Raw genomic sequence first — 26,057 nt, forward strand, 5'->3', positions numbered from 1 at the left:
ATATTGTCTTATTGTTCATAAGAAACAACTTGAGTTTCTTCACCAAACATTCCCAATCTTAAACTTAAATCACCCACTACAATTGACAATGAGTCAAAAAAATCCACCACACTGTGGTGAATTTTCTTTATTATGCTTCAAATTCAAATGCTTCACTTTTTTGCTTGTTTGGCAAAAGGAGCGAGAGCAAGATTCCAACCAGAGCCGGCAGCAACCAAGGTAGAGAAGCTTGAGCAAATGGCAGAGCATTAACCAGATTGAGAATGGCAGTTAGCTTGAATTGCCGTCCCAAAATGCTAGCAAAAGCAATCAGGGTCACCACTGCGATGGTCAACTGCATCCCTGGTTTAGAAAGTGGTAAAAAGCGATTAACCATGACTATCATCACAATCGTAATGGTAATCGGATAAAGAATTTCCAGAACTGGGACCGAATACTGGATAATAGCATTCAAACCAAGATTTGCAATAGCAAAACCAACTAGCGTAAAAATGGTCGCATAAACCTTATAAGATACTTTCGGGAAGGTATTGTGGAAAAATTCGCCAGTTGAGACGATAAGTCCTGCTGTAGTTGTAAAACAGGTCACTGTTACCATAATCGCTAGGAAAATTTGAGCCATCGGCCCAAAGATAGCCTGAGTTGCAGAAGACAAAACAGAGGCCCCTACGTTTGCACCTTTCGGCAAATTCGCTAGATTAAGTGGGAAGTGATTTCCAAGAAAGGCAAGGCCAACATAAAGAACACTAAAACAAAGCGCCACAAGAATACCAACGACCCAAATAGTAGAAATATATTCCTTTTTATTCTTGAAACCGAGCTGATTGAGAGTTGTCACGGCAACCACACTAAAGGCAACTGAAGCCAAGGCATCCAGAGTATTGTAGCCTTGAAGAAAGCCCGCTCCGAAAGCTGAAGCAGCATATTCCCCTGTTGCTCCTTGAGGAGCGGTGGAACCATATTTGGCAGCGCCTAATACAACTAAAACTACAATTAATAGGGCAAAGATTGGCGTTAAATAACGACCAATACTATCAAGGATTTTCGATGGATTAAGTGCAATCAGATAGGCAAAGGCAAAATAAACCAGCGTAAACCCAAAAAGCCAAATGGCATGAGATCCTGCAGGCAACATAGGCTCAATCCCGACAGAAAATGCAGTGGTCGCCGTCCGAGGAATGGCAAAGAAGGGACCAATTGCAAGATAAAGGGCCACCAAGTAAACTACCGCAAACCAAGGGGCAATCTTTTTCGAAATTTCATCAATATAGCCCTTGGGATTCAAAGTACCTATAATCAAGGTTAGAATAGCAATACCGACGCCCGATAGGACAAAGCCTCCAATAGCTGGCCAGAAATTTTGACCAGATTCCAAACCCAATTGAGGTGGGAAAATCAGGTTACCGGCTCCGAAAAACATTCCAAACAAAAGTAAACCGGTCAAGGATCCTTTTTTTATCATCGTCATCTCCAGTCTTTTTAAGATTTTTCCATTATACCGATAAACACCACTCATTGCAAGGATTTTGAAATAAAAATTGCCTTTTCTTAACCCAAGAAAATCGCGAAATATAATACGATTTATTACAATCATTCTTATTTGTTTACGATTTATATCATATATATAATTCCTTTTTTATTAGATGGACTTATGCTATACTAGTTATAAGTTCAATTGCGAGGTTTTAATATGTTACTGCATCTAGTCTGGCTCATTCCTGCTGCTATCTTTACTATTTTAGTCTATCGGGAACCTAGAAATTTATTCAATGCTTATCTCCTGACCTTCACTCTTATGATGATGGGCATTGTTTTAGCCGGGCTTACGATTGTTAGTCTTGAGCGATTTATTGGTTATAAACCAGCTATTATTAGCTTTTATATCCTGCTTTTAGCAATTCCTATTAGTATTTTCGCTTCTACTGCTTATTTGATTTTTAATGGTCGCCAAATGCTACAGCTAGAGGGGCTCAGACTAGCCAATCTCCTATCCCTTCTCTACGGCCTAGCGATCGTGGGACTTGCTTTACTGCATTTTCTCGCTCCTCGGTCATTTCTTGCAATTTTGATTTCCCTCGCTGATTTGCTACTATTTTACGGAACCTTTCTCTATCTTTCCTATATCATCTACGCATTCTTTTTAAATATTTTTCCAGTTAAGAAAGAGCCTCAGACTATTATTATCCTCGGTGCAGGATTGTTTGGAGACAAGGTACCTCCCTTGCTGGCTCAGCGCTTGGATAAAGGGCTAGCCATCTATGAAAAATTTAATCGGAAGCCAGTCATCATTGTCTCTGGCGGTCAGGGAGACGACGAGTGGATTTCCGAAGCAGAGGCCATGGCAGGATATTTGATAGATAAAGGAGTCCCAGCTGATAGCATTCTACTTGAAAATAAATCTCGCACTACTCTTGAAAATCTCATATTCAGTAAACAGCTCATGCTCGTACAAGGACTGGAGCAAGATCGAGTTCTCCTAGTCACAAATTCTTTCCACGCGCTACGTGCGGGGATCTATATGAGACAAGTCGGTCTCAAAGGCCGCAGTATCGGTTCTCGAACGGCCTTCTATTTTCTTCCTTCTGCATGGATCCGAGAAACCGCTGGCTTAATCTGTATCTACTGGAAATGGCATGCGTTTATCATCGGAATTCTACTGCTTCCCTTCCTTTTCTCCTTATTCCACTCATATTTTTCATTGTGAAAGCTATAGAAAAGAGTATAATAATAGTAAGAAAAAAATGGAGGTGCGTCTAAGATGAAATTTACCATTAATAAAAGTTTAGCAGAACTTGGCATCACAAGCGTCGTCCTTGGCATTGCTAGAAACGTCGATCCCCAAGCACCTTTATCAGAAGTTTTTCTCCAAAAACAGAAGGAAGCAGAAAACTGGGCTTTGAACTGCAATCTAGCAGAAATCACTGACCATCCGACTATCCAAGGCTACTGTGATTTACTGCAGAAAGTGGGGCGCAGTGTTAAAAAGAACCCGCCAACAGTACCAGCTCTGATCCGCAATATCCAACACCGTGGCTCCATTCCAAGGATTAACAGCGTCATTGATATTTATAATGTAGAATCCTTGCATTCTCTCCTAGCTATCGGCGGGCACGACCTTGATAAAATCGGTGATGAGATTGAGTTTACTGTCAGTCAGAAGGACGATATTTTCCTCCCTATCTTATCCAAGGAAAAACACGTGGCTCCGACTGACTATGTCTATCGAGATGAAAAAGGCATCCTTGCTTGGCTTGATGTCCGTGACAGCGACCTTTATAAATTTGATGATCGCACTAAAAATGCCATTTTCATTATCCAAGGAAATGCCCATACATCTGTCCAAATGCGACTAGAAGCCCTTGAACGCATTCACCAGGATTTAGCCGCAGCCATGCCAAATCTCGAATTTGAAACCCATGTCATTCAAGTAGACGATCTTTAAGCAACTTTTACCCGACAAGCTTTTGGTTTAAAACTACATCAAAATGATTATTCAAAAAGGAAACTCAAGCGAGCTTCCTTTTTTGTATGTCTAGGCTTCTTTCTTATCCGAAAATTGACTCATATACAAGTCATGATAGAATCCCTTGTCGGCCAGCAGCGACTCGTGATTGCCCTGCTCAATGATTTGTCCATCCTTGAGCACCAAAATCTTATCTGCTTCTTGGATAGTGGATAAGCGGTGAGCAATGACAAAGCTCGTCCGCCCCTGCATCAGAGTTTTCATGGCTTTCTGAATCAACAGCTCCAAACGAGTATCCACTGAGGAAGTCGCCTCATCCAAAATCAGAATCTTAGGATCCGCTAAGAGCGCCCGTGCAATCGTCAGGAGCTGCTTTTGACCTAGCGAAATATTGCTAGATTCCTGATTCATTTCCATATTGTAGCCACCTGGCAAGGTGCGGATAAAGTGATCTACATTGGCTGATTTAGCTGCTTCCACAATCTCCTCATCGGTAGCATCGAGGTTACCAAAGCGAAGATTTTCCTTGATAGTTCCTTCATAAAGCCAAGCATCCTGCAAGACCATGCCAAATTGCTTGCGATAGTCTTGGCGGGATAGCTGGCGAATATCGTGACCATCCACGCTGATAGAGCCCTTAGTCACATCGTAGAAACGCATGAGCAGGTTGATCAGGGTCGTCTTACCTGCTCCAGTCGGCCCGACAATGGCCACCATTTCACCCGGCTGGACTTCCAGATTAAAGTTGCGAATCAGCGGCTTGTCTGCCACATATTGGAAGTCTACATCTTTGAAGCTGACTTGACCAGTCAAGTCCTTATCTAGCTGGATAGTATTATCCATGACTTCATCTGGCTCATCCAAAATCTGGAAAATCCGATCCAACGAAGACTTGGCACTCTGGAGCTGACCTGCCAGCTGGGTAAGGTTTTGGATAGGCTGATTGACCTGCCAGACGTACTGGACAAAGGCTTGCATATTACCGATGGTCAATTGACCAGCAATAACCTGCAAACCACCCACCAGAGCCACGATGAGATAGGTTAAATCCGAAATCGCATTAAGAACGGGCATCATGAGCCCTGAGATAAAGCTGGCTTTAAAACCGACTTCCTGCAAGTTTTGAGTAATAGCTCGAAAATCCTCAGCCGAAGTCTCTTCCCGACCATAAAGCTTGAGAACATTGAAACCTGACAGATTTTCCTGAACGAAGCCATTCATAGCGCCCAACACATCCGCCTGCTGCTTAAAGTAAGGCTGAGATTTTTTGAGAATAAATCTAGCTCCCAAATAGGTCAGAGGAATGCTGACGATAACGATCAAGGCCAGCTGGAGATTCAGATACAAAACCATCCCGATGACTAAAATCAGGGTCATGACAGCATTGACCACCTGCAAAAAGCTTTGTTGGAGAGCATTTGAGACGGTCTCCACATCGCTGGTAAAGCGCCCAATCAAATCACCAAATTGGTGCTTGTCAAAGTACGAAACAGGAATTTGATTGATCTTATGACTAAGCTCATTGCGCATGTCGCGAACGGTGCTCTGCACAGCATTGGTCATGAAATAGTTAGAAAAGTAAGAACCAATCTCATAAAAGAGGGCACGAATAAAGTAGAGCAGCATGATCCAAGCCACATAGCTGCTATTGATGGTTGCACCGGGCACTCCCTTGGCCATATCCAGCAGATTTTGCGTCAGTTCTGTAATGGCAAGCCCTAGGACAAAAGGCTCTAGGACACTCATGACCACGCTGACAATCTTGAGGAAGACTGCAAGAAGCACGGCTGCTTTATAGACTTTTAGATAGCCCCATAAGCGGACAAAACTATTTTCTTTCATCTCTTCCTCCTATTCTTCTGTTAGTGATTGACTATTGAGCTGAGAATTAGCAATTTCGCGATAGATAGCATTATTTTCCATCAGCTCCTCATGTCGGCCGCGACCCACGATTTCACCCTTGTCTAAGACAATGATTTGATCCGCATCCATAATGGTGCCGACCCGCTGAGCCACGATGAGAACCGTTGCATCCTGAGTCACTTCCTTGAGTCGGCGGCGCAAAGTCGCATCCGTTTTGTAGTCCAGAGCCGAGAAGGAATCATCAAAGATATAAATATCCGGCTCCTTGACAACCGCACGCGCAATGGACAGGCGTTGCTTTTGCCCACCAGATAGATTGCTGCCGCCTTCGGCCAAATGGGTCTCGTAACGCTCTTCTCTGCTTTCGATAAAGTCGCGAGCCTGAGCCACATCTGCTGCTTGATTGAGCTCCTCAGAGCTAGCATCTTCCTTACCATAGCGGATATTTTCAGCGATCGTCCCAGTAAATAGCAGAGCTTTCTGCGGGATAAAGCCAATCTTCTGACGGAGGGCCTTGAGATTATAGGCGCGGACATCCACACCATCCACCAAAATCTTGCCCAAGGTCACATCATAGAAACGCGGAATCAGCTGAACCAAGGAAGACTTACCAGAGCCTGTTGAACCGATAAAGGCGATCGTTTCCCCTGGCTTGGCCTTGAAAGAAATATTATGCAGGACAGGATTTTCTGTCTCACCTGGATAGGCAAAGGTTACATTGTCAAATTCCAAATAGCCATGAGTCGCAGTTTCCGTGATCCCATTCTCATTTGGATCGATGGAAATCGGCATATCCATAACTTCCTTCAGCCGCTCGCTAGAGACCGCTGTCCGTGGATACATGGTAAAGAGACTGGATAGGAGCAGGAAGGACAGAAGAGCATGGAAACTGTACTCGATAAAGGCAACCAAATCCCCGATTTTCAGCTCACCGCTGCCTAGTGGTTTCAGAGCAAACCAGACAATGGCTACAATCATGGCAATGATAATCTGCACAAAGAGAGGCTCCGTCAAACCTGTCAATTTAAAGAGACGGTTAGAATTCTCCGCATAAATTTCATTTTCATTGGCGAAGCGCTCTTCCTGAAAATCCTCACGGGCAAAGGCTCGAATGACCCGCAGACCGGTCAGATTTTCCCGAGCATACTGGTTGATCTTGTCCAACGTCTTCTGCTGCTTTTCAGACAGGGGACGCGTCTTGACTGCCACATACCAGACTACGATTGCCAAAAAAGGCACCGAAATCGCCACAATCCAAGCCATGGAGGGACTGGTCAGGAAAATCATGAGGATGGAAGACAGCATCATGATGGGCGTGATAGCTCCCATCTTGAGCGTTTGCTCCGCAAACTGCATAAGGACAAAGGCATCACTAGTAATCCGCGTCACCAGCGAAGAAACGCCAATCTGCTCGTACTCATGATGGGAATACTCCTGTAGCTTGTCATAGAGATCATTCCTCATATCCCTCACCATGCTGGTCGTTAATTTTCCAGCGGCATAGGAAAGGACGATCCGCCCCAAAATCCCAAGGATAATAACCAGCAGCATGATAAAGCCCCAGAAAAACAGGCGTTCCTGATCGCCCTGGTTAATCCCTTCGTCAATCATGCGCGCCAAAACCGTTGGCAGCCCTAGATTGACCACTACAAAAAAGATGGCCGACACAAAATCCAGCACCAACCACTTGGGATAGCGTTTCAAATAAGACCAAATGTAAAGCATAATCCCTCCAATTTCTATAATAATAAAAAAGCACTGAAGAGCACTTTTAGACAGAAAAGAGCGCGCAAATGCACGCTTTATTAAGAATATTATAGCAGAAATATGAAAAATCGTAAAGAGTCACCAGCATATCTTTTCTTTCGAGTTTGTACTATATTTTAAGAATACGTTATTTAATACAAATTGTTACAAATTGAATAATTACAAAAAAACCAAGTCGAAAGACTTGGTTTTTTAAATTGGATACTATATTACTTAAGAGTAACAATTTGCAAATCCTATTTTCTCCCAGTATTAGTGGGTTAATTCCTCAATTTTCAACTCTGGCAGGAATTTGGTAGGTAAATTGATAATCCAAGATTATCTAAACTGTTTGTAATCTCTTCTGAAATTGTTGAATCACCTGAATAATACCAATGACTATATGTATTCAAGGTGGTTGACTTATCAGCGTGTCCTAATCGATATGAAACATATAAAGTATCCTTATGTAACACATTTATAAGATAAGATGCGTGACTATGCCTTAATCCTTTCCCTGTAATTTCTGGTACACCAGTAACCCTAGCATGCCTTTTAATTATCCTGGAGATTGTAGACTTACACAAGGGCTCACCAAAACGTGATATTACATAATCTTTATCATCATTCTTGATTTGAACTTCTCGCCATTTTTTAAGTATTGTAATCGTAAAATCATCTAAATCAATTTTACGATTCCCTGCTACTGTCTTTGTTTGTTGTTTAGCATACCATACACCGTTTTTATCTTTCTCAATCGTCGAATGAACATGAATCCATTTACGTTCAAAATCAATATCTTCCCATTTAAGAGCAATACCCTCACTAACTCTTAAACCAGTCATAAAATATAACCAGATCGTCATGTAATTATGGAGTCCCTCATACTCACTAATATCAAAAGAGTTTATTACCTTCTTAAATTCATCAAATGTCCAAAATTTTGTATCAGGGTGCTTTCCTCTAGGATTATCTAATCCTTTAAAAGGAACTCTATCAATATAACCCAATCTTTCTGCATAGCCCAGACATGCTTTAAATCTAGACCACATATTTTTAGCATAGTTACTAGAATACTTGTCTATAATAGCTAAGCGAAATCTTTCACAGTCAATAGTACTAATATCTGATAATTTTTTACTACCAAATTGCTTAATAAATAACTGATGATGTGGTAAAGCGGTCTGATAAGTTACAAATTGAACTTTTTGTTGATAATATTTTAAATAAATCTCTTCCATAAACTCTCTAAAAGTTAGAAAACTATTATTAATAGTAGAGTTCACAAATTCATGTTTTAAACGAAGTATCTCTTCATATGCTTCCTTAAAAGAATTAAACGGTAGTCCCTGTTGATTTTTCCTTCCTTTCTTTTGAATTCTTTTCCCAGTTATTGGATCAACTCCTAATTCAATTTGAAAATAAATTTTTCCTTTTGAATCTTTGTATACACCTTTATATTTCTTTGTCTTTGATATAACCATTTTTCTCACCTTCTATATCTGAAAAAGAAATACCAATTAAATTTTCTACAATATTTTTAGGAGCAATGCCTAACCTTTTATTATCGAAAGGTGAACATCCTAATTGTACCGCATTCTTATCATTTTTTCTAGCTTCTTCAAACTTTTTTACAGCAATCTTTTTTGCTTGTCTAATAATATTTCTCGATGTGTGCTCTGGAAAACCAATCGCAACTAAATCTTTATAGTTTACTGTTTCCATGATTTTTCTACTTCCTTTCTTAGATATTTTACCTCCATGGCATGACTGATGAAGTCATCATAAGAATTTCACTTGCTGCTCTTTTACGGTGGCAGCCTGAACGGTCAGAAGTATCATTGTATATCATTTGTATCATGGCATATAAAGTATCGCTCTATTTTATTGATGGTTTTAATGTCGCTCTTATCATGGCGAGCCATTCAAAACTGCTCCACAAATGAGGAAAGTACCATTTTGGACTATTCAATTGTCAATGTTCTAATTAAATTCTTCTTAATTTCACGAGATATGAAATATGGACAATTTTATTTAATGTGAATTTTATTAGGATAATCTGTAATACCCAATAAAAAATCTGTACTTACATTATAAAAATTTGAGAGATCTATTAACACTTCTGCAGTAAGAGTTCGTTCTCCGCGCTCTATCTTTGAATATGCTGAAGTTGTAAATGAAAGTAATTTTGCTAATTCTTTTTGGGTTAAATCACGATCTTCCCTCAAATCCCTTAATCGTCTGTACATACAGCTTTCTCCTGAGAAAAGTATAATATATAAAACTAAGAAATCATTCAAAGTGTCCAAATTGGACATTTTGAACTAAAGTTAATTTATTAAACACTTCTCATAAGCTCATCTATTATAGGTAAGACAATAATAAGAAAGACGGTCAAAATCTATTAACCGTCTAAAAATGTTATAAGCTATTAAAAAATCAGCAGTAATCCGGTAACAAAAGTCACATAATTTTGTTATAGAAGGAATTAATGATGTACAGATTTCTGTAAACCAGCAAATTGAAAAAAGATCAACATGATATTTTGATTGTGAATCTCTTACTTTCAGAATATAAAAATTTTATAATAGGCACGATTTAACAATAAAATTATTTGTTGCATTAACTGATGTAGATAAGCCACTCCATCGATTCAAAGCAATTAATGAGATTTTATATTGTTTTATCTTCGAAGATTCACAAATCAATGTTTACTTACAATTATTCTGTGTATTTCAGAAAAACCAACAATATCAAGTGTTTTAGACATTTTTTCTCCTATAAAATGGTTTTAACTATAACTTAGACTCTGAATCTCTCACAGTTAATAAATAATTTTGATAACATTCCAAGCCCCCCCCTACCTTCAACAACCTCTTTTTTATATAAAAATGTATCCGTATCATTTAAAATGCTATTAACATATGAGTAAGCATCTATATCAACAACTCTTTTATTTATACTACAATAATAATTAAAGAGTTCTCTTATAACTCGTTTCTCTATATAAGAATTATTTATTACTGTATTTTTGTTAAATCTTATTAGTTCTAAACGAGATACCCACAGCTCTTCTTCTAAAGATTTATTAACATACGAATTTAAAATAATTTTATTCTGAACTTCAGAATAAGCTTCAAAAAATTCATCAATTGATATCCAGGATGACTGATATTTCGAATAGTCCATAAAATCATGAATAAGTATCTTACTATTAGCTAAATCGAGACGACTTATCATCGGTGGATGTATTATAGAATTTTTTAAAAAATTACTATAGCTAGAAACTTTCGAAGTATCAATCGCAACAATTACATATTCTTTTCGTTTCAAATGTTTCTGGATAAAATTTAATAACTTTTCTTTAGTATTCAACTCTTTCCTATTCTCGTAAGAAAAGATCAATTCAGGAACATACAAATCATATCCAATAAAAAATCAAAATATTCTTGCTTTGTATTTCTTTGTTCTAAAATAATACATTTCATATTTAACATACTACATAAAAAGTTAATATTTTCTTTAGTATAACAGTTAATAATACTGCTAATATGGGACTCATAAGGCAGAATTCCGTATTTTGGAACGCTCACTGATAATTCAATCATGAGTCTGTCCTAACTTTCTTTTACATGCTTAAGATGCTCTGGATAAGCAACAGTTTTATTAAAAATCTGAGGAATTTGGCTATAATGGATGATACATTTAATATCTAATCTATTCATTTTATCAATAAATGAACGACTTAAATAACCTGCAATAGCTAAATCAACACCATAAATTTTAGCCTTTTCATGAATATTCTTAATAACTCTTAACATTATGTTACTTTCCATATTATGCCACTCACTATTTCTAACTGTTCCATAAATAAAGGAAGTGAGATCGTTCATCCCAATAGTAATTCGAGTAATATCCGTTTTTAATATATTGTCTAAGTCAAGGTATGCTGAAGGTAATTCTATCATTGTTCCAATTTTTCCATGAAAACCATTATTTCTCAGCATTTTAATAGCTTTTTCTAGCTGCGTAGAATCATTTATAAATGGGAAAAAGACAGACAGATTTTGATATTTTTTATATACTTCTCGAATTACATCTATCTCTGCAATGAATTCATCTGGATACTTCAGCAATCTCCTTGTACCTCTGACTCCAAAAAGAGGATGTTTTTCATCTAATTGCTCTCCCGTTCCTTCCAAACAATTAGCCTCACTATTGGTTAACTCTGAAAATCTATACCAAACCTCTTCACTGCAGTACTTGTTGCAGATACCAATCAAATAGTCAAATAAATATTTTTGTGAATCACATAAAAGAATATTCTTTTTCAATTCTCTAATAAGATATTCTCCACGAATCATTCCTACATTCCTAAATAATTCAGGATATATCTTATTCTCTATACGCTCTCCACTTAATGCTAGTTCATTTTTCATTTCTTACTCCATTCCACAAAACATAAACATATTCTTTAACTTATCAAAATCTAGTAAATACCCACCTTAATATACCAACTTATCAAATAAACCAATAAGCCATTTTCTCCTATTATTTCACTTGATTTTTATTTATATATTCATTGCTTAGAAAACATTCTTTTATTTTGGGGAGTTTTTAGGTGTTAATCCCTATTTAGGATTATATCATTTTTCCTCAGCTTTGGAACAACGACCCCTGCATCTTCAATGTAATAATGAGTACTTTCATCAGAACTTATTTCAATAATTGTTGATGAAGCCCTCTTCTTCCAAAGCCCATAATTAATACAGGTGATAAATTTTTATCTAAATCAATATAGGTGTTTATATTTTTATCATTATAGACACTTATGATGCATGAATCGATATTCGATTCCATCAATGACAAAGTTATTATCTGTGCACAAATACCAGCATTGCAACAAACTGATCTTTCATTATCAAATATTTTATCATCATTTATAATTATAATATATCCTGATGGTCTAATAAAAAATCTCCTCATTTTCACACTCTATGGAATTGAGGAGATTATTTTCTAAAGCGAATTTTATCAGGAAAATCTGTCAATTCCAATAGATAGTCTGTACTGACATCGTAAAAGTTTGAGAGAGTTACCAATACATCTGCCGTCAAGGCATGCTCACCCCGTTCAATTTTAGCATAAGCTGAGTTTGGAATCGAAAGTATTTTAGCTATTTGTTTTTGGGTCAAATCGTGATCTTCCCTCAAATCTCTTATACGTTGGTACATTTAGATTTCTCCTAAGAAAAGTATAATATATAAAACTAAGAAATCTTTCAAAGTGTCCAAACTGGACATTTTGAACTAAAATTATTATTAAACACTTCTCATAAGCATATCTATTATAGGTAAGACAATATTAAGAAAGACGGTCAAAATCTATTAACCGTCTAAAAATGTTATAAGCTATTAAAAAATCAGCAGTAATCCGGTAACAAAAGTCACATAATTTTGTTAAGGAAGGGATTAATGATGTCCAGATTACTACTAACCAGCAAATTGAAAAATGGTCAACATGATATTTCTAATATGAATCTCTTACTTTCAGAACCTAAAAGTTGAATAATAGCCACTCCCTACTTATCAATAAAATTATCCGTTGCATTAACAGATGTATATAAACCAATCCATGGATTTCAAAGCAATTAACTAGACTTTATTTGTCAATAACCACAAAATTAGATTAGAAAAATCATTAAAAATTAATTGGAGTCCTTTATGATGCTTTTTAAATAAAAGTAATTTTGCAACTCGTGCTGAATATCTGAATAATACAATATGCTAACGTTTCCTTTCAAAATAAACAATATTTAATCTAATTTGAATTATGATTAAATTTTATAGTAGATAGTACAGATGATTAACATATCAAGAATTTAATAACTCTTTGAATCACTACTTAAAAAATTCTGCACATAAATGCTCCAAACTATCTTCCCAAAATACAAGAATTTTCAAAAAAATCTTTTATCATGTCCTCATGCTGTTTATTCACCAATACTAGTTCTTGTATTTCATCATAATTAAAAAATTTCAACTCCAATGTCTCAACATTCTTATATTCCATGTTAATATAAATATCCTCAGAATAAACTTCATATAAGATAGTAATCACTTGAGCCTCATCTCCGTTTGGATAACAATCTGTATACTTAGTATAAACATTTAAAAGTTTCAAAGGTTTTATCTTAATTCCTGTCTCTTCATAATACTCTCGAATTAATGCTTCAGTAGCTGATTCACCCAATTCAATAGCACCCCCTGGAATACCCCAAGTCCCTTTATCACTCCTTCTTTGTAATAAAATTCGTCCAGACTTCTGTAATATCCCAGCCGAAAAATTTAAAAAAATTTTATCATGTCCCACTTTTTTTCTTATATTTTTAATATAATTCATTGACTTATCCTCTAAAATTATAATCTGTCACTGAGATTTTTTCCATAATTCCAAAAAATTCTTTTGGTATCCCATATGTTTTATAAAAATATTCCCAGTTCGAAATATCTATATTTTCATTACCAAAAATACGATTATTTAAATCTAACTCGATTTTGTGTAATTTTTCGCTAAAATATTTACCTGATTTTTCCGCAATACCATAAAATTCAATAAACATCTTGTAAAATTCACTCAAATCATTACTTGAAATATTACAATAATATTGAGAGTAAATGAATAAACTTTTTATTTTACGAGCTAGTTCACTTCCAATTCCTTTTGCTGAAGGATATATACTATTCTCAAATAATATTGAAATCGTGATAAAATCATTCAAAAGTCTATGAATATTTATTTCACTTAAATTTACTTTTTTTAATATCTTGTAACAGAAGTTGTATTTTTTTCTCTGAAAAATATACTCCACATTCTCTCTTATTATACCAATTCTTTCTTGAAATAATATACTGTCAAGTTGAGAAAGATTTTCTTCTGTATTAATATCTACCAATACAAAGCTTCCAATAACGACAATTTCGTTAAGGTGTACACCTAAAGAATTTATCCACCAACAATAATGATAATATCCATCACCAAAAACAAAATTGGCAAAAATTTTGAAACTTTGTTCATACTCATACTTCCTTTCATTTTTTATTTATTGTATAATAAATAAAAAATGTGATATTTTTTGTTGGGAAAATGGGAAAATTATGAAATCAAAACTTGGCATAACACTTAGAAAAGTTCGTAAGGGAAAACAAATTAGTATATGTTCTGTGTCAGATGAGTATCTTTCAAAATCACAGATATCTCGATTTGAACGCGGAGAATCAGAAATATCTTGTGTTCGATTGATCAATATCTTAGACAAATTACACATTACCTTGGATGAATTTCTTATTTTACATGACAAAGACTACACAAATACCGAATCATTCGCCAACTTGGTACAATACATACGTAAACAATATTCATTACAAAATATCAATAGCATAGAACACATACTTTCAGACTCTTCAAATTACACTCTCAATCTTTTTGAGGAAATAATGGTAAAATCAATCTTATACTCAATGGATTCAACTATTTTTCCTTCAGAAGAAGAATTACTTCAACTAACAGATTATCTCTTCAAAGTTGAAAATTGGGGTTACTATGAAATCATTTTGTTAGGTAACTGTGTGCGAACAATTAACTACAACTCCTACTTCTTACTAACAAAGGAAATGTTAAATAATTACATTTACTCTTCTCTAAATAAAACCAATAAACGAATTGTTACTCAACTAGCTATCAATTGTTTAATTCTTAGTATTGATAAGGACGAATTTCCAAATTGCTCATATTTAATTAATTAGATAAAAAAGTTATTAAATAATGAATTAAATTTTTATGAACAGACCGTTTTTCTTTATGCAACCGGTTACTATGAATTTAAGCGGGAATTAAGTAGTGGTATTGAAACAATGAAACAAGCTATACAAGTTCTCGATATTTTAGGAGAAGACGAGTTAAAATTACACTATACTGACCATTTTAATAAACTGGTAAACAATAAATGAAATGATTATTTACCATCTAACGTTTTATAATCAAGAGTCTCAATAAAGCCATAAAAGCAACAAGTTCATTCGGACTTGCTGCTTCTTTCTCTTATTCTTTAATTATTGTTTATTTTGAAATGAATCCTTCAAAATCTTTTAGTTGAAAAGTATATTTTTCAGTGAGTAACACATTATCCACTGCAACATCTTCTCCCAATGGGTAAATATTTCTTTTGAAACGGTTGTAGGAGTAAAATCTCTCCTACACTATTATTGATTCTGAGAGAAAATTGCAAAATATCATCTACCAAACTTTCAATTATTAAGATTTTTTGCAGTTTATCTGAATTAGAATCGCAAGGCTTCTCAATAATATAATTGTCGAATTTTTTCATTCTAACTTCCTCTCCACTATTTCTTCCTTTATCAAGAAAAAGTAAGCTCAATATTAATAAAGTACAATTCTAAATTAACTCCAATTATTGATTCATGATAATATTTCAGTAACTCATCGTGCAATTAAAAACAAGGATTTTTATTTCAAACGATCCATCGTGATCACTTCATCAGCCATCTCCCAAATTGCCGGATTATGTGTTGCGATAATGATTAGCCTATTATCATCTCGAAGAGATAGCAAAATCTCCATAATCAACTGAGAGGTTGCTGGGTCTATTGAAGCTGTTGGCTCATCTGCCAGAATAAGGGGTGGATTCTTTAAGATAACTTTTGCCAAGGCAACCCGTTGCGATTCTCCGCCCGATAACTCAAAGATGCGCTTATCTAGGTCAAGATAAGCCAGGCCGACCTGTTCTAAAGCCTGCTTCTGCCTCAACCGCTGTTCCGACCGACTCAACTTTTGACCAATGAGACCTAGCTTAAGGTTTTCTTCAATACTTTGATTTTCAATTAAGCCAAAGTTCTGGAAGAGGTAGCCCAATTCGTGACGGAAAAAATCACTCGATTTATAATTGGTCAAGTCTTTACCTCGGTAAAAAATCGTCCCATCATAAGATTCTAATTTCCCAATCATGTTCATCAAGGTTGTTTTTCCGCTACCACTTGAACCAATTAAGGCATAGACTTTTCCAGCCTCAAATATCATTGAAAGATTCGAAAATAACTCTCGTTCTCCAAAAGATTTACTCACCTGTTTAAGTTCAATCATATTAACCTCCCTTCAAAACAAGCATGGACATCTTGTTTTCTTTCTGCATTTGGACATGTAACTGTAAAAGAGATAGACCAGTAAAGAGTAACGAGACTAAGAAAGCAACTAGTATCTCTACCTGAAGAAATACACTCGCAACAAATCCCAGTAAAAACACACCCAGTTGAACAAAGAGATAAGTGCGATGGATTTCTAAGAACCTGAGACCTGCAATGCGTTTGATAAAAATGGCACGTCTAAATTCTTCAAAGTAGAGCCTATTCATAGTGTTAAACAACAAGATTGAAGTTGCAATCCCAAGCACAGCTCCTGCTAGCATTACCCAAAGTTCCCTCTGGAAATTATCCAATAATGTGATGTAGTTGTGGTAACCTGTTTGCATTTCTGAGACCCAATTTTCAATGCCTTGTCTCTGGATAAGCTCCTGGGCATCAGACAATTGATTAAAGAGAACGTAGTTCTGTACTGCGTCTACCCAAAACAAAATGGACTGTGGACCAGTTGATTGGGGTGTTATAACAATGATGATTGGATCTTTCAAAAACTGCTGGTAAGAAATAGGGGTCGTATTATACACAAATCGATCCTGACCTGATTCCAAATAACCCACCGTAGCAGTCATTTGCTGTCGTTCATCTTGACTAGACATGCGACTGGTTAAGTCGTCTTCAAAAACAGATTTATAATGTTCTTCCTCTGAACGGAGGTGTTCAGGCAGCAATAAGACAAACTCCCCTACATCAAGGTGATTCATCTTTTGCACAATAGTTGTATCTACAGGAATGTTTTGACGCTCCAAGTATTGCGGTGTGACGATAAGGACATTGCCTTTCGGGCTGTAATCGTGCCATTCTGTAGAGGTTGTCAAGTTTTTGGAGGAAGCCATGCCATTTTGCAAAGTACGTTCAATTAACTGGTGTCTAGATAAGAAAGCCTTTTGTTCTGAAACAGCCAGATCCATCAATTGATACCAAGTTCTGAGTTTCCTTTGAGTTTGTTCATCAAAACCAGGACTCGTTCCTTCACGGCTGATTGATAGGGTAATCAGTTGCCTTTCCTGACTCCAAACCTCTTGTCCAATCCGATGCTGTTGCCAGCCTTGGAAATACTTTAAGCTACTCCCTATTCCCAGCGTTACAATAATAATCGCTAATAGTTGACCGATTAAAATCAAACTAATGATTCCTCTGACAGGCACTTGCCCTTTTATAATCTGCATCAGGTGTATCTTTTTTATCCCAACTGCGAAGAGTTGAGCGAAAAACAGGGAGATCGACAACAAGATGAAATTATAACTGAGCAAGCCTTCTCCTATGGTCATTAGGGATTGCGTTGGAAGCGACAGAATTTTTTGCATAAGAATGGCGAGCACGCCAGCTAAACTGAAACCAACAGCTATCCCTTTCAAATCCTCACCAACTGGTCTAAGGAAAATGGACCACCGTTTCTCTCCTGAAATGAGGCGAATGCCCGACGACCGTAATTGGCTAATTTGACTAATTAAAGTCAGTGCTACAAAGGTTAAGATGAAAATTAATAGACTGATTAACTGAAATCCGTTACTAAAGATAGCCATTAACGTAGATAGTTTAGATGGAATTATCAGGTGCATGTTAGTCAAGCCAAGTTGACTTAGCTCCTCCCTTAGCAAGTGAATATCTAGGTGTCCATCGAATACAAAATAATTTGTTTCAACACTACTACTTTGAGCATCTTTTAGATTTTTTTCCTGAAGCCCATCAGGCAACTTTCCGTCCCCAAAGGTCGTATAAGAAAAAACTGTATTACCATCTGAGTTAAGATCTTGGTGTTGAATCGCAATAAAGCTATCCGTTTCTTCTGCTAGTTTTTCCAAGCGTGTAGCAACATGCTGAAAAGTTGTTTCAGGGGAAGAATCACGTACAACAACGTTGGGGTAATAATGGGAGACATATGTATCAGTCCAAATGGTAAATACCCAAACAAAGAACAAACTAACAAGCAGGTTGGATATGAGTATAAATATTTTTTTCATAGTGCACTCCTTATTCTAAAATAGAGGGCAAAAATACCCCTGACTTCTATAAACTAACAAGCTTACTAAACTATTGATAAAAGAATCTTCTTCAATTTTTATAAACCAATCTTAAATACTTTAGATTTTGTAACTCATAATTTTCAACAGTTGGTTAGCTATAAAAGCATTTTATCAAACATCTCCATTCTTATATTTATCTGGTATTGTTACAAGCCCTCATCAGAATACTTTTCTCTAAATAGTTGAATTTTAAAGTAATACGAAATCAATCAGCCTTCCCAACATCAAGACCATCAGACTTCTTTTGTGATTCTACTCGAATCTCCAATCGTTTATTCTTCTGAATAAACTGTTGGTAAGGAATTGTATTACTAAACGTAAAAACCCCTGGTAATGCTAATATAGCTAATTTTTGAATTCCACGATCTTTCTTCATTCGTGAAACCGCTTTCTATTTCCTTGTTTTTATTCTAACATATATATTTTTATTTAGCCATTTTTTTATTGTTTATTGAACTTTTTTATTTTTTATTACCATAAATAATATTTTATTCCTTTAACTTCCTATTTTGAACTAAAAATTTTATAATGAAATTAAGCAAATAGGAAGGTTTATTATCTTTAATGAATACACTCGCAGAGAAATTCAGATTAAAAAGAAAAGAGCTAGGACTCTCCCAACAAACTCTTGCAGAAGGAATTTGTGAACAAAGCCAGATTAGTAAAATTGAGAGAGGGTATTTCATTCCCTCCGCAGACCTTTTGTTCAAACTCTCACAACGACTTGAAGTACCATTAGATTATTTTTTTAATGAACAAATTGAAATTAAATCTAACCTCTCTAATTTCAAGCAATTATCTGCTCGACTATTAGATGACAGAAATTATGATGATTTGGAATATATTTATAGAATAGAGATTGAACGAAGTACTTTTCTAACACTAGAAGACCGAACTTACCTTGAATGGATTAAAGCTATTATTGACTTCTATCAATATGACAGTAAGTGTGAGGCTATTTCTTCATTGGAAAATATATTATTAAAAGTCTCCTCAAATACTCTGATTTATTTAAAGGTATTGAATACTCTATCTAATTTCTATTCCTTAGTGAGTCGTGAACAAGAATATGAGGCAAACTACTCTCATTTAATGGAGTTATATCAGACAAAAAATTTTGAGCATCAAGAGTTTTTATTTGGCTACATCAGAGTTCGTTACAACTACGCTCACTACCTAGTGTCAAAGGAAAAATATAACGAAGCCATCCAAGAAGCTCTTGAGACGATTGAACTCTGTAAACAAAGACAGACAAGCTACCAACTGGCTCCCCTACTTATTCTTGTAGGAAATGCTGGAGCCAAATTTCTAGACAAAGAACAAGTCAAAAATTATTATATAGAAGCAAGAGAGTTATGTAAGATTTATAACAATCCTTTAATATTGATAAAATTCTCTAATCTCCTAACCTTATATTCGTAATCATCTATCCATTTAGTCATAAATCTTTGATTTTCTTCGATTGCTTTCTCCACCTGCTCCAGTTTGATAGCTGAAGTCAGGTTCATCTTGGCAAAGATATTGAAAAGAAAAATGATAAATAAGAGTAAACGATAAGATAAAACCATTGAGCAGTTGAATTTATCAAACAAATCAATAAAAAAACTAGTAAGGAAATAAGTGAATAAATATAAGGAGATATTTGCTCAAAATGATGATTTTTTTGTATCGTATGTGATAACTAAATCTACGACTGATGCAATAAAAATTATCATAATTTCAAATATGTTTTATAAAAGATACACATTTTATATAATGGTTGTCTGGGTTCCTATTTTTGAAAACATATCCCTTCTTCTTTTGAAATTTTCTTACTCAAACGATTGATAAACTTATTCACTTTAAATACGATGTTTTCATATCTATTGCTCTCTAATTCTATCTGGATACCTAACTCATTCAATTCCTTCTCAACAACATCAATGCCAATTTTATCAGTTATATTCAATTTTGAAAGATTCAATTTCATTTTTTGCTTATTTTCAGCTGAAGCCAGTAAATATTCTGCTACTTGATTTAAGGTTGTCACTCGTTCTTGCAAAGCATTGATTCTCAATTCTGAAGCTGCTAATTCATGAATTAAATCATCTTTAATTGTAATATAAGAGTGCTTATCCATATCCAGCTCAAGTAAAGTATACACTTCCTCAATCTTCTCTTTAATCATATCGACTGTCGTTTTTCTGCGGAATGGAATCGTTTGATTTTCAGAGCTAAACTGTCTAATCAAGGTTCGGCCTTTCATATAACGATTTTTATCGGCAGCATCTTTGTGATAAATGTAGTAGGAACTGGTTTCTCTGATGAAAACTTTCACCTTGTCCTCCTCCATATCGAGCTCCATGTTAGGCAAAAAGATAAGCCCTTCGTGACGAATACCAAACTTGACCTTGATGTAAATACCATCATCCACTACTTTTTCGATTTGATTGAGTGACAACTCTACCTCAAATTCATGAACAGCATCTCTGTTTCTCCTAAACTCTTGATAAGATTCCCAAAACTTCTCCTCGCTTGGGAGTTCTTTTTCTTTGGAGAATCTCTCTTCTTGATAAACTTGAACTAAATCCTTAACTTCTGGAGCTTTCAAATCTTTTCTCTTCTCAAAATAATCTTTGAAAAACTCTACATCATATAATTTTTTCTGATCTAGTTCTGTCTCTTTCACTTTTACTTCTGCAAATTGAAAAGAAACATGCTTTTGCTTAGGATTGATATTTAATCCAAATAGTTTTGCTTTTTTTACCAGATTTTCTAAGTTATCAACCTTGGGTAAAAGAAATTCCATAAGCTCTTCCATTTTCCTTTTGGCAAAGTAATTCTTGAAAAATTCTTCTGTGTAAGCTTGCTTGCGATTGAGTTTATTACCACGCACCACTTGTCTCATAGTTGAGTCCGTCATAAAAAAAGTGGTATGCTTGTGACTGAAATCTATCTTCACATGTAGTAATGGAGCGTTCTTTTTGAAATCCTCTAAATCGGTAGAATTTTTCATCAAAAAATAGAGTCGTTGCTTAAGTTCATATTTGTGATTAGTCTTACGATAAATTTTATACTGCTGGTGAGAATAGCGATTCTCGATAATTTTTGCACCTGCAATTTTAGAAAATCTATCTGAAATCATGCGAAGATTTCGTTCGACTTTATAATCCCACTTAAGTTTTTTGTCAGAATTGCTGTCAACCGAGTTTATAATGATGTGATTATGCAGATGGTCTTTATCAACGTGGGTCGTAACAATAAAGCGAAACTTTCCACCAGTCAATTCTTTCATAGTCTCATAACCAATCTGATTGATTTGTTCAGGAGTGAGATTGTCCTCTGGCGAAAAGGACTGAATAATATGGTGAGCATGGATTTGTCGTTGTTTCTCCTCCAGCCTATCGTTTCGAAAATCGTAAAGCGTGTCATTGTTGATAAAATTTTCATGATACATCTGCACCATCTCCTCATAGCTAGGAAAATCCAGAAAATTCCTCATACCATAGTCCGATACCAATGCAAGATTCTTGGTCTTCTCAGGATTAAGAATATACTTGATGATTTTTTTGCGATAACTCTTTCCGTGAACGGCAAAATGTTTAGTGATGACCATGAAACTCCCTCAACTTTTTAGCTTGAATACTAAACTCTTTCTCTACCTCTCTTATCAATTCGGAGATTCCTTTTTTCAAGTTCTGTAATTCATCATTTGAAATTAACTGAGATTGGTTTACACTTCGGGCAATCTGATTAATATTGTTGCCAATCCTCTTCAACTCAAACACCAAATCTTGATAACCAGTTGTATCAATGGTGATGAAATTCATACCAGGATTGAGTAGGGTTCGTCGAGCATATTCTGAAAAAGATTGACAACCGCTTTTGTCGATACAATGTTTCAACTGATCCAATTCGCTATCAGACAGGAAAACTTTCTTTAGATTGTTTCGGTAACGATTTTCCATGTGCCTACCTCATGTATTTTTTACGGAAGTCTTGACTGAGAGGAATGGAGTTCCCTATTTCTTGAATCAATTCCTGCACACAGGTTAAGAGAATGGATACATGTTCTTGGGTGACTTGATTTTCTGACCTTGATAAGATTAAAATCTCATAAACATCACGACTGATTTGTTCCAACTTTTGAGATTGCCAGAAGGTGAACCACTTTTCAGCAGTCATTTCTAACTCATCCTCCAGTAACTTGTTTCTGGCAAATGAAGAAAAGTGTTCAAATCCTTTATTTTTCATCATTACGTCAATCATTTCTAATTCATTTGCGGTCAAATTAACCTCTTTACGAATGTCTCTGTATTGTTCTGGCATACTATTTCCTCACTTTCATGCATGGTCGTACGATCCCCGACCCCGTGTCAATCACGGGAAACTTGCAAAATCAAAATTCAGCATTCTGTAAGGCTTTGCGAGCTCAGATATTGTGTCCACAATATCACAAAAATCATATCGCCAGCCGACCAAAACCTTCTAGTTTTGACAGCCAACGATAAGATAACTTGGTGGCTTCGCCCCCAAACCCCCAGTTTAAATTTGAGGATCGATTTTCTTTGGATGATATTAGGATAGCAAGGATTATTTGAAGAAGTTATCACAGATCGATTAGGGACTAATCTCTAGCCCCTCTCACACCACTGTGCGTACCGTTCGGCACACAGCGGGCCAACTAAGTTTTAACGAAAGCATTATTCTCACTCATCTTCTCATTTTACAATTCGTTCTATCAGTGCCGTCCTATATTTATAATCAGCTTCCATCATTTACGTTTTCAGTTCACTGTCTTTTCAGGCCAGGAATTAGGATTGACAAATTTAATTAGAGAGATATTCATTTAGTTATTCACCCTTCGCTCCATTTCCATTACAGAAATTTCTTCAATACTATGGGTTCAGCTGACTCCCATGATTCGTTGTACTACGTCCTAAACGCTCACGGAATAAGCCGTACATCTTTCCTAGTTTACTCTCGTAATTTACGTATATAGGTTACGACACCTATTTGGATTTTAGAGTTCCTCATCCGATATATGGCTTCAAGTCACGATTCCGTTTATAGAGCCTTGATTCCGCTAATTCCTTCCTCTCCCCCCTACCTCACGATATTCACCCTTAGGAGTCGCTATTGGTTTCATCTGCAGCAGATATCCACAGAGGACTTGGACCTCAGATGTACACTATGCCTGTCGAACAAAGAAAAAAGTAGGCTAAATTTCTAACCTACTTTTTCTGGCTCTACTCTGATAAAGCCGTCTCATATATAGACATTTTATGCTTGAAGGAATCTTTCCCTCCCTCTAATTGATTGATGATATGATTTTTTATATATTTTTCACTAACATATCCCTGTGATTCAATCCATCCGTTAACTCCATCTGACTCCATAATAACAACTTGATCTGTCATAGAATTTGTTACAATTGTAGCATTATGTGTTGCTAAAATAATTTGACGTTGAGCTTTCACATCTCTAAACTGCTGAACTAAATGCCTGTAAATATAACGATTGTCTAGATTATCTTCGGGCTGATCAATAATCAATGGTCTGAAGTCTTTAGAATAATCACTATACGCTAATAAAAAATCAAGCATGGCTACAACTTTTTGTCCCAAACTTAATACACCAACTTCTTTATAGAGAATATCAAGTTGGTGTGAGGTTTCTTTGGAGTTAATATTAAATTCCAAAAATAACCTTTCATTAGCTACATGCGCTTTTAAGACTCTTTTAAACTCATTTAATAAACTACTATTTTCAATTAAAGAGTAGATACTCGTTTTTAAATGCGTAATGTTGTATTCATTAATTTCAGATTTATCTCTCCAATTATTTTCTTGTTTTGCAAAATTATCTTCAGAGATACTTTTTAAAAGCATAAAATACTTATTAGGGATATTTTGTCTTACAATGACTTTAACAAATTCTTTCATTCCTAATTCCCGATAGATAAGATATAAAACGTCTGCTACATCTTGCATACTAATTCTATAATTATCAAACGAAGAACGATTATTCTTGAAAAGATAACTTTCGAAATGCGGTTCTTCCCATCTATCAATTTGCTCATAACAAATTCTTAACTTACCAATCTGAGTTTCATTAAAATCCTCAATAATTTCGAGTATTAATTGCTTCCGCTGTTTTAAATATTCATCAAGTTCCTTTAATTTTACTTCAAACGATTCGAGTGTCTGAGTTCTTAGCCCATAGTCTGGTCTCGGTAATTTTTTATTTTTAATCATTAAATTAGAAATAAATTCTGTAATTTTTTCACCGTCAGCTGTTCTAACTAATTCATTAACAGAATATCTCCTATCAAACATTTTCTCTAAAATTCTATTTTTATCAACTAATCTAAAATAGTTACCTTCAACTTTATAAACTTTTGTGTACTGAGACCGTGTCCATTCTTTAATAGAGTCAGAATTAAATCTATAAGAATAGCCAAACCTATTCTCTCGATTTTGCCCATAATATTGTAAAATATTATCCTTATTTTCTTGTTTGACATCTGGCAAACTAACTTCAATAATATATTCAGTTTCTTCTAAAACATAGAGTACAAAAGCATTTGCATGGTTACATAGAAATTCCAATTTGCTTTGCTTATCACAATCTTGAGAAAGTACAAATTGTAGCATATCAATTAATGTGCTTTTCCCTGTACCTCTCCCTCCAATTAAACAATTCATAGATGGTGAAAATGTTAAAAAGAAGTCTTTATCTTTTTTTAATTTATCACCTGCAAGAAAACTTCTATTTCCCCCACGATTTTCTATATATAATCCTTTTATATAAGACTTTTGTTTAAAGCTTGGCTCACATAAACTAACTGATACGTTATAATCAAACAATGCTTCTTGAAACATCTTGAAAGAAATTTTTCCACCTTTCAACCACAGATTGTTCTTCCCGAGTGAATCAATTTCGTGAGAATCATTATCTAATAGAAAGTTGGGCTCACAATTAAAATCTGCTAATAGTTTTTTTCTAGAACCTTCAATAGAATTTATATTTTTAACTCCAATAAATCGTGTATTTTCTTTAGAAAAAATTTTTCGTTTATATGCACCTGATAAGTGAGAACCTTTTTTCAAAATGTCATAACTATTGAAATGAGCAATATAGTTAACTATTTTTTGATTATTGAAATCCTTCATTATAGTCAGTGAATGTTGATAACTTCCATCTTTCTCACTTATAATATTTTCACTTAACCATTGATTAACCCATGACTCTTGTTCATAATCATATATACATACAATATGCAATTTATCCGCTGCACTAATTTCTACTCCATGTAAAATATGAGGATGTATATCATAATTCGGATAAGTTTGCATTATGATTGAGACTGCCTTTTGCAACTTTTTAATACCTTTGGTAGTATTATGATCAGTTACTACAACTATTTCTATTCCATTTTTTATGATTGCCTCTGCTAACATAAGAAAACTAATATATTCTTTTGAACTAGAAAAAACAATCTTATCAAAATTACTAAAAAAAATTGTCTTATCAACTTTTATTTTCTTATTTTCAAAAAATATATCATATAGTTCATCTTCAGTAATTTTTCTATATTTCGTTGTAGTCCAATTAGAAAATAGCTTATAATCATAAGAAACAGGTGTATGCAAATGAATTAAAGTTTTGTGAAAGCTACCGAATTTCTCTTTGGAATTTGTTAGTTCTTGATAAACAGACTTTATCTTGTTATTAAACCCTCTCACTTCTACTCTCCTAAAAATA

Annotated in this window: 23 protein-coding genes and 2 pseudogenes; 4 read left to right on the forward strand and 21 right to left on the reverse strand. The window is 35.1% G+C overall.

Going from position 1 to position 26,057, the window contains the following annotated elements; translation table 11 throughout:
- Positions 1-130 precede the first annotated feature (130 nt).
- Entirely contained in the window at positions 131-1,462 is a 1,332-nt protein-coding gene (brnQ, locus tag FXF62_RS02130; protein ID WP_149517478.1) for a branched-chain amino acid transport system II carrier protein, read from the reverse strand.
- A gap of 228 nt (positions 1,463-1,690) precedes the next feature.
- On the opposite strand from brnQ, the gene FXF62_RS02135 reads away from it, so the two are divergent.
- Complete coding sequence (locus tag FXF62_RS02135) at positions 1,691-2,704, forward strand: YdcF family protein (protein WP_149517479.1); 1,014 nt, start codon at positions 1,691-1,693, stop codon at positions 2,702-2,704.
- Positions 2,705-2,758: 54 nt separating this feature from the next.
- Complete coding sequence (locus FXF62_RS02140; RefSeq protein WP_149517480.1) at positions 2,759-3,442, forward strand: B3/B4 domain-containing protein; 684 nt, start codon at positions 2,759-2,761, stop codon at positions 3,440-3,442.
- 90 nt (positions 3,443-3,532) lie between these two features.
- Here FXF62_RS02140 and FXF62_RS02145 read toward each other — a convergent pair whose 3' ends face one another.
- From FXF62_RS02145 to FXF62_RS10970, 12 genes are all read right to left on the reverse strand, one after another.
- Positions 3,533-5,305, reverse strand: coding sequence for an ABC transporter ATP-binding protein (locus FXF62_RS02145; protein ID WP_149517481.1), 1,773 nt, complete (start codon positions 5,303-5,305; stop codon positions 3,533-3,535).
- Between the two features lie 9 nt (positions 5,306-5,314).
- Entirely contained in the window at positions 5,315-7,051 is a 1,737-nt protein-coding gene (locus FXF62_RS02150; protein ID WP_149517482.1) for an ABC transporter ATP-binding protein, read from the reverse strand.
- Between the two features lie 317 nt (positions 7,052-7,368).
- Positions 7,369-8,556 (reverse strand): tyrosine-type recombinase/integrase, encoded by a 1,188-nt coding sequence (locus FXF62_RS02155; protein ID WP_007520162.1) that lies wholly within the window; start codon positions 8,554-8,556, stop codon positions 7,369-7,371.
- Positions 8,528-8,797 (reverse strand): DUF3173 family protein, encoded by a 270-nt coding sequence (locus tag FXF62_RS02160; RefSeq protein WP_000450956.1) that lies wholly within the window; start codon positions 8,795-8,797, stop codon positions 8,528-8,530. The genes FXF62_RS02155 and FXF62_RS02160 overlap by 29 nt, the downstream gene beginning before the upstream one ends.
- A gap of 305 nt (positions 8,798-9,102) precedes the next feature.
- Positions 9,103-9,321: a helix-turn-helix domain-containing protein gene (locus FXF62_RS02175; RefSeq protein WP_149517483.1), complete on the reverse strand. Its 219-nt coding sequence runs from the start codon at positions 9,319-9,321 to the stop codon at positions 9,103-9,105.
- A 553-nt stretch (positions 9,322-9,874) separates the two neighbouring features.
- The gene (locus FXF62_RS02180; RefSeq protein WP_149517484.1) at positions 9,875-10,447 is read right to left on the reverse strand and encodes a hypothetical protein; all 573 of its coding nucleotides are present in this window, start codon (positions 10,445-10,447) and stop codon (positions 9,875-9,877) included.
- Between the two features lie 242 nt (positions 10,448-10,689).
- Positions 10,690-11,511, reverse strand: coding sequence for a putative PEP-binding protein (locus tag FXF62_RS02185; protein ID WP_149517485.1), 822 nt, complete (start codon positions 11,509-11,511; stop codon positions 10,690-10,692).
- Positions 11,512-11,788: 277 nt separating this feature from the next.
- Positions 11,789-12,058, reverse strand: coding sequence for a nitroreductase family protein (locus FXF62_RS10965; protein ID WP_149517486.1), 270 nt, complete (start codon positions 12,056-12,058; stop codon positions 11,789-11,791).
- Positions 12,059-12,084: 26 nt separating this feature from the next.
- The gene (locus FXF62_RS02195; protein ID WP_149517487.1) at positions 12,085-12,306 is read right to left on the reverse strand and encodes a helix-turn-helix domain-containing protein; all 222 of its coding nucleotides are present in this window, start codon (positions 12,304-12,306) and stop codon (positions 12,085-12,087) included.
- A gap of 700 nt (positions 12,307-13,006) precedes the next feature.
- Complete coding sequence (locus tag FXF62_RS02200; protein WP_149517488.1) at positions 13,007-13,474, reverse strand: NUDIX hydrolase; 468 nt, start codon at positions 13,472-13,474, stop codon at positions 13,007-13,009.
- Positions 13,475-13,478: 4 nt separating this feature from the next.
- Entirely contained in the window at positions 13,479-14,027 is a 549-nt protein-coding gene (locus FXF62_RS02205) for a hypothetical protein (RefSeq protein WP_149517489.1), read from the reverse strand.
- Between the two features lie 50 nt (positions 14,028-14,077).
- Positions 14,078-14,167, reverse strand: coding sequence for an SHP2/SHP3 family peptide pheromone (locus FXF62_RS10970; RefSeq protein ID WP_394366084.1), 90 nt, complete (start codon positions 14,165-14,167; stop codon positions 14,078-14,080).
- Between the two features lie 62 nt (positions 14,168-14,229).
- Here FXF62_RS10970 and FXF62_RS02215 point away from each other — a divergent pair.
- Positions 14,230-15,081 (forward strand): annotated as a pseudogene (locus FXF62_RS02215) (Rgg family transcriptional regulator).
- A 218-nt stretch (positions 15,082-15,299) separates the two neighbouring features.
- On the opposite strand, the pseudogene FXF62_RS02220 reads toward FXF62_RS02215, so the two are convergent.
- The 4 genes and pseudogenes from FXF62_RS02220 to FXF62_RS02235 form a co-directional block, all read right to left on the reverse strand.
- A pseudogene (locus FXF62_RS02220) lies at positions 15,300-15,458 on the reverse strand (competence protein ComA); the annotation flags it as partial.
- Between the two features lie 140 nt (positions 15,459-15,598).
- The gene (locus FXF62_RS02225; RefSeq protein ID WP_149517491.1) at positions 15,599-16,231 is read right to left on the reverse strand and encodes an ABC transporter ATP-binding protein; all 633 of its coding nucleotides are present in this window, start codon (positions 16,229-16,231) and stop codon (positions 15,599-15,601) included.
- 1 nt (position 16,232) lies between these two features.
- Positions 16,233-18,248 (reverse strand): bacteriocin-associated integral membrane family protein, encoded by a 2,016-nt coding sequence (locus FXF62_RS02230; protein ID WP_149517492.1) that lies wholly within the window; start codon positions 18,246-18,248, stop codon positions 16,233-16,235.
- 268 nt (positions 18,249-18,516) lie between these two features.
- A complete protein-coding gene (locus FXF62_RS02235; RefSeq protein ID WP_149517493.1) occupies positions 18,517-18,687 on the reverse strand; it encodes a PhrA family quorum-sensing system peptide in 171 nt (56 codons plus the stop codon).
- Positions 18,688-18,875: 188 nt separating this feature from the next.
- Here FXF62_RS02235 and FXF62_RS02240 point away from each other — a divergent pair, with 188 nt between their 5' ends.
- On the forward strand, positions 18,876-19,733 hold the full coding sequence (locus FXF62_RS02240; protein WP_149517494.1) for a helix-turn-helix domain-containing protein: 858 nt from the start codon (positions 18,876-18,878) through the stop codon (positions 19,731-19,733).
- 349 nt (positions 19,734-20,082) lie between these two features.
- Here FXF62_RS02240 and FXF62_RS02250 read toward each other — a convergent pair whose 3' ends face one another.
- The 4 genes from FXF62_RS02250 to FXF62_RS02265 form a co-directional block, all read right to left on the reverse strand.
- The gene (locus FXF62_RS02250; protein WP_149517496.1) at positions 20,083-21,906 is read right to left on the reverse strand and encodes an SAG1250 family conjugative relaxase; all 1,824 of its coding nucleotides are present in this window, start codon (positions 21,904-21,906) and stop codon (positions 20,083-20,085) included.
- On the reverse strand, positions 21,893-22,258 hold the full coding sequence (locus FXF62_RS02255; protein ID WP_149517497.1) for a MobC family plasmid mobilization relaxosome protein: 366 nt from the start codon (positions 22,256-22,258) through the stop codon (positions 21,893-21,895). Before FXF62_RS02255 ends, FXF62_RS02250 begins: the two co-directional genes overlap by 14 nt.
- Positions 22,259-22,262: 4 nt before the next feature.
- Positions 22,263-22,619, reverse strand: a complete 357-nt coding sequence (locus FXF62_RS02260; protein ID WP_149517498.1) for an SAG1252 family conjugative relaxosome accessory protein — start codon at positions 22,617-22,619, stop codon at positions 22,263-22,265.
- A gap of 920 nt (positions 22,620-23,539) precedes the next feature.
- Positions 23,540-26,038: a Spaf_1101 family AAA-like ATPase gene (locus FXF62_RS02265; protein WP_149517499.1), complete on the reverse strand. Its 2,499-nt coding sequence runs from the start codon at positions 26,036-26,038 to the stop codon at positions 23,540-23,542.
- Between the last annotated feature and the right edge of the window lie 19 nt (positions 26,039-26,057).

It is taken from the genome of Streptococcus cristatus, from assembly GCF_008369405.1.
Taxonomy (GTDB): Bacteria; Bacillota; Bacilli; order Lactobacillales; family Streptococcaceae; genus Streptococcus; species Streptococcus cristatus_G.

What these genes read in the sequence shown, in the direction of transcription:
- brnQ (WP_149517478.1), bottom strand. Translation starts at nt 1,462, where the DNA reads ATGATAAAAAAAGGATCCTTGACCGGTTTACTTTTGTTTGGAATGTTT.
- FXF62_RS02135 (WP_149517479.1), top strand. Translation starts at nt 1,691, where the DNA reads ATGTTACTGCATCTAGTCTGGCTCATTCCTGCTGCTATCTTTACTATT.
- FXF62_RS02140 (WP_149517480.1), top strand. Translation starts at nt 2,759, where the DNA reads ATGAAATTTACCATTAATAAAAGTTTAGCAGAACTTGGCATCACAAGC.
- FXF62_RS02145 (WP_149517481.1), bottom strand. Translation starts at nt 5,305, where the DNA reads ATGAAAGAAAATAGTTTTGTCCGCTTATGGGGCTATCTAAAAGTCTAT.
- FXF62_RS02150 (WP_149517482.1), bottom strand. Translation starts at nt 7,051, where the DNA reads ATGCTTTACATTTGGTCTTATTTGAAACGCTATCCCAAGTGGTTGGTG.
- FXF62_RS02155 (WP_007520162.1), bottom strand. Translation starts at nt 8,556, where the DNA reads ATGGTTATATCAAAGACAAAGAAATATAAAGGTGTATACAAAGATTCA.
- FXF62_RS02160 (WP_000450956.1), bottom strand. Translation starts at nt 8,797, where the DNA reads ATGGAAACAGTAAACTATAAAGATTTAGTTGCGATTGGTTTTCCAGAG.
- FXF62_RS02175 (WP_149517483.1), bottom strand. Translation starts at nt 9,321, where the DNA reads ATGTACAGACGATTAAGGGATTTGAGGGAAGATCGTGATTTAACCCAA.
- FXF62_RS02185 (WP_149517485.1), bottom strand. Translation starts at nt 11,511, where the DNA reads ATGAAAAATGAACTAGCATTAAGTGGAGAGCGTATAGAGAATAAGATA.
- FXF62_RS10965 (WP_149517486.1), bottom strand. Translation starts at nt 12,058, where the DNA reads ATGAGGAGATTTTTTATTAGACCATCAGGATATATTATAATTATAAAT.
- FXF62_RS02195 (WP_149517487.1), bottom strand. Translation starts at nt 12,306, where the DNA reads ATGTACCAACGTATAAGAGATTTGAGGGAAGATCACGATTTGACCCAA.
- FXF62_RS02200 (WP_149517488.1), bottom strand. Translation starts at nt 13,474, where the DNA reads ATGAATTATATTAAAAATATAAGAAAAAAAGTGGGACATGATAAAATT.
- FXF62_RS10970 (WP_394366084.1), bottom strand. Translation starts at nt 14,167, where the DNA reads ATGAAAGGAAGTATGAGTATGAACAAAGTTTCAAAATTTTTGCCAATT.
- FXF62_RS02225 (WP_149517491.1), bottom strand. Translation starts at nt 16,231, where the DNA reads ATGATTGAACTTAAACAGGTGAGTAAATCTTTTGGAGAACGAGAGTTA.
- FXF62_RS02230 (WP_149517492.1), bottom strand. Translation starts at nt 18,248, where the DNA reads ATGAAAAAAATATTTATACTCATATCCAACCTGCTTGTTAGTTTGTTC.
- FXF62_RS02235 (WP_149517493.1), bottom strand. Translation starts at nt 18,687, where the DNA reads ATGAAGAAAGATCGTGGAATTCAAAAATTAGCTATATTAGCATTACCA.
- FXF62_RS02240 (WP_149517494.1), top strand. Translation starts at nt 18,876, where the DNA reads ATGAATACACTCGCAGAGAAATTCAGATTAAAAAGAAAAGAGCTAGGA.
- FXF62_RS02250 (WP_149517496.1), bottom strand. Translation starts at nt 21,906, where the DNA reads ATGGTCATCACTAAACATTTTGCCGTTCACGGAAAGAGTTATCGCAAA.
- FXF62_RS02255 (WP_149517497.1), bottom strand. Translation starts at nt 22,258, where the DNA reads ATGGAAAATCGTTACCGAAACAATCTAAAGAAAGTTTTCCTGTCTGAT.
- FXF62_RS02260 (WP_149517498.1), bottom strand. Translation starts at nt 22,619, where the DNA reads ATGCCAGAACAATACAGAGACATTCGTAAAGAGGTTAATTTGACCGCA.